This is a genomic window from Candidatus Synechococcus spongiarum SH4 (assembly GCF_000586015.1).
GTDB classification, from domain to species: Bacteria; Cyanobacteriota; Cyanobacteriia; order PCC-6307; family Cyanobiaceae; genus Synechococcus_B; species Synechococcus_B spongiarum_F.
In genome coordinates this window covers 1-8,038 of record NZ_JENA01000064.1, presented here as the reverse complement: position 1 = coordinate 8,038, position 8,038 = coordinate 1, and the positions used below count along the sequence as shown (strand labels likewise).

The following is an 8,038-nucleotide window of genomic DNA, read 5'->3' as shown; positions in this document are numbered from 1 at the left end:
ACGGCTTCCCGCAAACAGACCAGTAAGGAAGCGCGACGGCAACCATTCAGTCAGGCCGGGGGGCAGCGGTGGCGCGGCTCCGGTGGTGCAGGGCGCACGTTCAAGTTATCTTCGATCCGGCCGCCCGGGGGAGACAACCGCGGCGGCGGCGGGGCTGTGCCTCCAGGGGATGTCTGGAGAAAGCGAAGCCAATGCCGGCCTTGATCATGCAGATAGGCCAGATCCACCCCGTCCAGTTCGTCCAGTTCGTCACGGCAGCGGGCCAGGCGCGCCACGGCTTCACCCCAGAGTAGGGTGGCGCCGCGGCGGTTGCCTTGCCCCCAGTGGACCATGGCCACGGCAATCTGCACCAGGGCTTGAAGGGGCGTGCGCCGCGGCTCCAGACTCTCCTGCCAGAGTGCCTCCAGGGCGTCATGGCAGGCGTACCAGTCTTCCCGGGCAAAGAGGATTAGCGCCGCGGCAAGGGCAGGATCCGGACAGGCGCCCATGGGCTGCAAGGAGAGGGGATCTAGCGTTTTACAGGCTTGCGGCTGGGCAGCTTGCGCAGCCGAACGGATTGGGGAGTTACCTCCAGCAGTTCACCGGGGCCGATGTAACCCAGGGCCCGTTCCAGGGTCATGTCCACGGGAGTCTGCAACGTGTCCAACTCTTCTGCGCCCGCTGAACGCATGTTGGTGAGTTGTTTGGTCTTGCAGACGTTGATCTCCAGATCCTGGGAGCGTGTGTGTTCCCCCACGATCATTCCTTTGTATACCCTGGCGCCAGGACGAATGAAAAACTGGCCCCGGTCTTCCGCGTTCTTGAGGGCATAGACGGTGGACACACCCGTCTCGAAGGCAATCAGCACCCCGGTGTGGCGGGCTTGCAGATCCCCTCCCATCTTGCGGTAGTCCAGGAACGAGTGGCTCATCAAGCCCTCGCCACGGGTCATGCGGATGAAGTCGCTGCGAAAGCCCACCAGGCCGCGAGCAGGAACGACGAATTCCATTTGACAGCGACCGTCCCCGGAGGTGGTCATGTTCTGCATTTCCCCCCTGCATGCGCCAAGGCGCTCAATGCAGCCCCCCACGGCCGCTCCCGGCACGTCCAGAACGATGGTCTCGTAGGGCTCGCAGACGTCCCCGTCCATGGTGCGGAAGATCACCTGGGGCTGGGAGACCTGGAACTCGTAGCCTTCCCGCCGCATGGTCTCCATCAGAATGCCCAGATGGAGTTCTCCCCGTCCGCATACGGTGAAGCGGTCCGGAGAGGTTGTATCGCTCACCCGCAAGGCCACGTTGGTGAGCAGTTCCCTGTTCAGCCGGTCCCGTAACTGACGACTGGTGACAAACTTGCCCTCCTGGCCGGCAAAGGGGGAGTCGTTCACCATGAAGGTCATCTGCAGGGTGGGCTCATCCACCTTGATCAAGGGCAGGGCCTTGGGATTGGGACTGTCGCCACAGGCAATGGTGTCGCCGATGTTCACCCCGCTGAAGCCCGCCACGGCAACAATGTCCCCGGCGCTGGCGGTCTCGATCTCCAGTCGTCTCAAACCCTCAAACCCCAGAAGCTTGCTGATTCGGCTCCGCTTCATGGCGCCGCTACTGCCGATCAGGGTTGCCTGCTGCCCGTTGTGGATGGAGCCGTTGTGGATGCGGCCAATGGCAATGGCGCCCAAGAAATCGCTGTAGTCCAGGGTGGTGACTTGCAGTTGCAGGGGCTTGTCCGGGTCCCCCACGGGGGGTGGCGTGTGGCGAAGGATGGCCTCGAACAGAGGCTGGAGGGTGTCACCGCCCTGGGCCGGATCAGCCGTGGCAAATCCCCCCAGGCCACTGCCGAAGAGATAGGGGAAATCACATTGGTCATCATCAGCCCCCAGTTCCAGGAAGAGGTCCAGCACCTTGTCCACCGCCGCCTCCGGCATGGCCTGGGGCCGGTCAACCTTGTTGATGAAGACGATGGGCCGAAGGCCCTTCTCCAGGGCCTTTTTGAGGACAAAGCGGGTCTGCGGCATGGGGCCTTCGTTGGCGTCCACCACCAGCAGACAGCCGTCCACCATGCCCAGCACCCGTTCCACCTCCCCGCCAAAATCCGCGTGACCAGGGGTGTCCACAATGTTGATGCGGGTCTGCCCGTAGTCCACCGCGGTGTTCTTGGCCAGGATGGTGATGCCCCGCTCCCGCTCCAGCGCGTTGCTGTCCATTACGCAACTGGGCACGGCCTCCCCCTGGCGGAAAATGCCCGACTGGGCCAGCAGGGCATCCACCAGGGTGGTCTTCCCATGGTCGACATGGGCAATGATGGCAATGTTCCGGATGGATTGGCCCATGGCAGGCAAGGCGTCAGTGAATCGTTAACGTTGCGGCGTTGAAGCGGCGCGCCTGCTCAAACAGTTCCAGGGCATGACTGCTGCCTTCCCAACGCCAGTGCCATGGTTCATAGGCCACGCCCTGACCGTTGTCCACCGGGAATGACATCCGGAAGTGATAGCGGGAGGCGTGCTGCTGCAACCAGGCGAAAGCGGCACTCTGATCAAAAGCTTCGTCCAGGTCCAACTTGGGATGGCGCACATCCCCCAGATCCAGGGCATAGCCGGTGTGATGCTCGGAGTAGCCGGGTGGGGCGCTGACCCGGGCCCGCTCCTCCGGCTGTTGATCCCGTTCCACCATGATGGGGAAAAACAGGTTGTGCTGGGTCTCCCGATCCCGAAAGGCGCTCAGCAGTCGCAATTGCACGCCTGCTTCCGCTGCGTCCCGCTGCATGGCCAGAAACGCTGTCGCCGCATCCCTGTGCAATCGGCGGCCGGGGATCACCTCCACCAAGTCCGCCCCATGGGCAACGGGGTAGGGGAAGTGGCCCAGGAGGCGACCATCCGCCTCTGGCTGGGGCATGGGTTCCGTCAAAGGATCAGGCAGCGTGGACATGTCCTGGGCAGGACGCAGGAAAAGAACCATCCCCACCACGATACCGCCAGCCAGCAGCATCAGCAGCGTCAACAGGCCACTCAGACCATGCCGCTGCTGCTGGGGAACAGATGGGGTCAGACGGCGAGCAACGGGGATCTCGTCCAATTGGGTTGTCAGCTTTGGCACGCCGTCTCCGCCCTCAAGTATTGCTCCAGGAAGCCGTGCCCTGCAACCGCTTGGCAACAGCTTACCCATGGCGCTGCCTCCTGGTTGTAGGTTCAAAGCATCACTCCCTGCCAAGTTCTCGAGGAGAGTTGTCATGCTGCGCGTTGCCGTTGTTGGCGGAGGTCCCAGTGGGTCCTGTGCTGCGGAAGTGTTGGCCAAAGCTGGAATCAAAACCTGGCTGTTTGAGCGCAAGCTGGACAATGCCAAGCCCTGTGGTGGTGCAATTCCCCTCTGCATGGTGGAGGAGTTTGACCTCCCCGGCCACATCATCGACCGCAAGGTTCGCAACATGCGGATGATTTCCCCTTCCAACAAGGAAGTGGACATTCGTCTGGATCCCCTAGGGTATCGCCAGGATGAATTTATCGGGATGTGCCGTCGGGAGGTTTTTGACGCCTTCCTGCGCAACCGGGCGGCGGAGTACGGCGCCACCCTGGTGAACGGCCTGGTGCAGTCCATCGCCACCGGACCCCAGCGCAAAGGCCCCTACACCATCCACTACGCCGCCCACGGTGCGGGGCTCAAGGGTGATTGTCAAACCCTGGAGGTGGATTACATCATCGGCGCTGACGGCGCCAACTCCCGGGTGGCCAAGGCCATGGATGCGGGTTCCTACAAGGTGGCCATTGCCTTTCAGGAGCGGATCCGTCTGCCCAGGCAGGAAATGTCCTACTACGAGGATCTGGCGGAGATGTACGTGGGCACTGACGTGTCCCCCGACTTTTACGCCTGGGTGTTTCCAAAATACGACCACGTGGCGGTGGGCACCGGCACCATGCAGAACAACCAGTCCCTGATCAAGTCCCTGCAACGGGGTATCCGCCAACGGGCCAATAAGCGCCTGTTCCGCGGCGAGGTCATCAAGGTGGAAGCCCATCCCATCCCGGAGCACCCACGGCCCCGTCGGGTGGTGCAGCAGATGAGTCTGGTGGGGGATGCCGCCGGCTACGTGACCAAGAGTTCCGGCGAGGGCATCTACTTTGCCGCCAAGAGCGGCCGTATGTGTGCGGAAGCTCTGGTGCAGGTAAGCCAGCAGGGCAGACGCATCCCCACGGCCGGCGAGATGAAACGCGCCTACCTGCGCCAGTGGGATCGCCGCTACGGCGCCACCTACAAGGTTCTGGACATTCTCCAGCGGGTGTTCTACGCCAGCGATGCAACCCGTGAGGCATTCGTGGAGATGTGCGACGACAAGGACGTGCAACGCCTCACGTTTGACAGCTACCTCTACAAGCGGGTTGTGCCCATGAGTCCATGGCAACAGGTGAAGATCACGGCAATGACCGTGGCGAGCCTGTTGCGGGGTCAGGCCATAGCGCCGAAGATCTACCAACCGGTGGACACGGCCGTGGGACGCCCCCAGGAAGATTTTGTCAATCCCGGCGCTGTGCAGGTGGAGATGACGCCCCGGGGCCGGTCGCCAGCCGTTGACCCTCAGCCGGATAACCGGGAAAAGTCTGCAATGACAAGGGCCTGATTGCGCAGGACGGCCAGCAGGTTGAGCCGGTTGCGGCGCACATCCGGATCAGGGGCCATCACCATCACGCTGTCTTCCCCGTCAAAAAAAGCCTGCAACCGGGGTGACAACATCCCCAGGCCCGTGAGCAAGCGTTCATAACCGTGCCGATCCCTGGCCCGGCTCAGGGGGGCCAGGGTTTCCAAAGCAGCGAATACCGCCCCCTCTGCCGGGGAACTGAACAGGGATGGATCCACGCAGTCCCTGGGGTTGCGTCGGTGACGCTGCAGATCCCCTTTTTCCGCCAGCCGGGCCGCCCGTTGCACCACCGTCTGGATGGGCGCCAACTCCCCGCAGCCCCGCAGCCGCTGCAGCAGCCGCCCACGGCAGACCACATCCACTGGATCACGGAGTAAGGCCGCAGGATCCTGCGCCTCCGCCGCCACCGCATCAATGATGTCGTAATCCATCCCCAACTCTGCCAGCAGGGTGCGTAATCGCTGCTGCAGAAAGGCCAACAGGTCCGCCAGCAGGGTGGTGGGCTTTACGGCCAGATCGATAAAATCCTTGGCGGATTGACTGCAGGCAGCCTCCAGCAAAGCCACCAGGTTGAGGGACCAGCCACAGTCCACCAGGATGTGCAGCAGTCCGTTGCCGGCCCGCCGCAGGGCAAAGGGATCGGAAGAACCGGTGGGCCGCTGGCCGGTGGCAAAGATGGAGACCAGCAGTTCCAGCCGCTCGCTCAAAGCCAGAGCCCGACCCAGGTGGGAAGTGGGCAGAGGATCATCGGCGCCACTGGGCAGGTAGTGCTCGCGGATGGCCTCAGCCACTTGCGAATCTTCCCCGGAAGCCATGGCGTACTTGGCCCCCATGACCCCCTGCAATTCCGGGAACTCGCCAACCATCTGGGTCACCAGATCCGCCTTGCACAGCAGTGCCGCCCGGCTGAGCGCCTGCTGATTCAACCGGAGCGCCTCGTTCTGCCGCTGGAGCGCCACGGCCATGGCCTGGGCTTGCCGCACCAGACGGTCGGTCCGATCCTTCAGGGAGCCCAGCCCCGCGGCAAAGGTGACCCCTTCGAGACGGGACAGGTGGTCCTCCAGGGGTTGAGAGCGGTCCTGATCGTAGAAAAAGGCCCCATCGGCAAGCCTGGCCCGCAGCACCCGTTCATTCCCTTGGGTAATGAGGGCCGCATCCGCCAGGGGGCTGGCGTTGGTGATGGCCAGAAAGTGGGGATCCAGCACCCCATGGGCATCCAGCGCCAAGGGATCCGCCGGGGCTTGAAACAAGGGCACGTAGCGCTGGTGGGTCACCATTTCCATGGCGCTCACCTCCGCCGGCAGGGACAGAAAACGCTCCTCCATGCGGCCAACGATCAACCCCGGCGCTTCCACAAGATCCGTCAGTTCCTCCAGCAGTGCCGGTTTGAGTTGAGGAACGGCCCCCAGTTCAGCGGCCTTGTCCTCAATCAGGCGGCGGATGCGGGCCTGTCGCTGTTGCCGGTCGGCAACGATGCCGGCCTTCCGGAGACTGGCCTCATAGGCTTCAGCCGTGGCAATGGGGAGAGGATCGCAACGCCAGCCCCGGCGGGGTCCGTAGGAGTTGGCCTGGGATGTCACAACGGGACTGGTCTGCTCCAGTTGCACCGGCAACAGATCATCATCCAGCAGGGCCACCAGCCAGCGGATCGGGCGACTGAAGCGTTGCGTCCCCGTTCCCCAGCGCATCAGCCGTTTGCCCTGAACGGCGGCAATCCAGCCGGGAATCGCCTCCCGCAACAATGCCTCCGTTGCCTGGCCCGGCTGGGGAACCTCCGCAAAGACGAACTCCCCTTTGGGGGTGGCGCGGACGGTCAGGTTCTCCACCGCCAGCCCACAGCGCTGGGCAAACCCTTGGGCTGCAGGGGTGGGGTTGCCCTGGTGAAAGGCCTGTCCCGCTGGCGGCCCCTTGTATTCCTTCACCCGGTCCTTCTGCCGTGGCGGCAGATCCCGCACCAACACCCCCAGGCGTCGGGGTGTGGCAAAACCCTGCCAGGGCAGGGCGTCAAAATGCCAGTCCTTCAGAGAGGCTGTGATCAACCGACCTAACTGGGCCAGCGCTGCCGGGCAGAACGCTGCCGGCAATTCCTCGGCGCCAATTTCCAGAAGCAGGGAAGCCACGTATCCACCACGGGATCCCTGCACTGTATGGCCCGCGCTTCACCACGGGATTTCTGTTTAGCCTGCGGGTACACCTCCAAGCACCCTGTCTTGGCGTCCCCGCAACTGCACCCCAGCACCATTGCCGCCGTCAGGGAGCGGGCCGACATTGTGGACGTGGTGTCCGAGCACGTGGTGCTCAAGAAGCGGGGACGGGAGTTTGTCGGTCTCTGCCCCTTCCATGAGGACCGGTCACCGTCCATGACGGTGTCCCCCGCCAAGCAGATCTACCACTGCTTTTCCTGTGGAGCCGGCGGCCACAGCATCAAGTTCCTCATGGAACTGCAACAGAGCAGTTTTACGGACGTGGTGCTGCAACTGGCCCAGCGCTATCAGGTGCCGGTTCAGACCGTCTCCGGTGACCAACAGGATCGGCTGCGGCAACAACTCTCCCATCAGGAGTCCATCTACCGTGTCCTGGCGCTGGCTGCAGGCTGGTTTCAGACCAATCTGCAGCAGCCCCAGGGGCAGGCGGCCCTGGCCTATCTGAAGCAACGGGGCCTCAGTAGGGCCATTATGGAGCAATTCCGCCTGGGCTATGCCCTGGACAGTTGGGATGCCCTGCTGCGCCACCTGGGGCAGGTGGAGGGTGTGACCGCCTTGCAGTTGGAAGCGGCAGGCCTGGCGGTGTCCCGTCAAGGGGGGGAGGGCCACTACGACCGCTTCCGCCAGCGGCTCATGATCCCCATTCGGGACAAGCAGGGCCGGGTGGTGGGCTTTGGCGGCCGCAGCCTGGATGGCCGTGAGCCCAAATATCTCAACTCTCCCGAGACGGCGGTATTCGAGAAGGGAAAAATTCTGTTTGGTCTGGACATGGCCACAGGCCCCATCCACAAGGCTGATCTGGCCGTGGTGGTGGAGGGCTATTTTGACGTCATCGCCCTGCACGGCGCCGGGGTGCGCAACAGTGTGGCGGCCCTGGGCACAGCCCTCAGTTCCTGGCAGATCAAACAGCTCTGCCGCGCCGCCGCCAGCAAACGCATCGTTCTGAACTTTGACGGTGACAGCGCTGGCGCACGGGCCAGCCGACGGGCCATCCAGGAGGTGGAGCAGTTGGCCCTGCAGGGGCAGGTGGAACTGCGGGTGTTCTCGCTCCCTCCCGGCCAGGATCCTGACGATTACCTGCGGCGGCACGGCAGCGGCGCCTATGGCCAACGTCTCGCCGCCGCCCCCCTCTGGCTGGATTGGCAGATCGAGCAGGAACTGCAGGATTGTGATCTGAGCCGTACGGACCACTTCCAGAGGGCAATGCGGTCCATGGTGGAGTTGCTGGG

Annotated in this window: 6 protein-coding genes; 2 read left to right on the top strand and 4 right to left on the bottom strand. The window is 63.5% G+C overall.

Annotated features, from left to right (window positions below; genetic code table 11):
* Positions 1-50: 50 nt before the first annotated feature.
* Genes BG35_RS10265 through BG35_RS0104405 form a run of 3 tightly spaced genes read right to left on the bottom strand, consistent with a single transcriptional unit; the run spans position 51 to position 3,071 of the window.
* The gene (locus BG35_RS10265; protein WP_025781873.1) at positions 51-488 is read right to left on the bottom strand and encodes a DUF309 domain-containing protein; all 438 of its coding nucleotides are present in this window, start codon (positions 486-488) and stop codon (positions 51-53) included.
* Positions 489-508: 20 nt separating this feature from the next.
* Positions 509-2,308, bottom strand: a complete 1,800-nt coding sequence (typA, locus tag BG35_RS0104410) for a translational GTPase TypA (protein ID WP_373276964.1) — start codon at positions 2,306-2,308, stop codon at positions 509-511.
* Positions 2,309-2,321: 13 nt separating this feature from the next.
* The gene (locus BG35_RS0104405) at positions 2,322-3,071 is read right to left on the bottom strand and encodes a M15 family metallopeptidase (protein WP_025781871.1); all 750 of its coding nucleotides are present in this window, start codon (positions 3,069-3,071) and stop codon (positions 2,322-2,324) included.
* Between the two features lie 133 nt (positions 3,072-3,204).
* On the opposite strand from BG35_RS0104405, the gene chlP reads away from it, so the two are divergent.
* A complete protein-coding gene (gene chlP / locus BG35_RS0104400) occupies positions 3,205-4,587 on the top strand; it encodes a geranylgeranyl reductase (protein ID WP_025781870.1) in 1,383 nt (460 codons plus the stop codon).
* On the opposite strand, the gene glyS is transcribed toward chlP, so the two are convergent.
* Positions 4,545-6,725, bottom strand: a complete 2,181-nt coding sequence (gene glyS / locus BG35_RS0104395; RefSeq protein ID WP_025781869.1) for a glycine--tRNA ligase subunit beta — start codon at positions 6,723-6,725, stop codon at positions 4,545-4,547. The genes chlP and glyS overlap by 43 nt on opposite strands.
* Positions 6,726-6,815: 90 nt before the next feature.
* Between glyS and dnaG the strand changes: the two genes are divergently transcribed.
* The coding region (dnaG, locus tag BG35_RS0104390) for a DNA primase (protein ID WP_025781868.1) at positions 6,816-8,038 on the top strand (1,223 nt) is incomplete at its 3' end.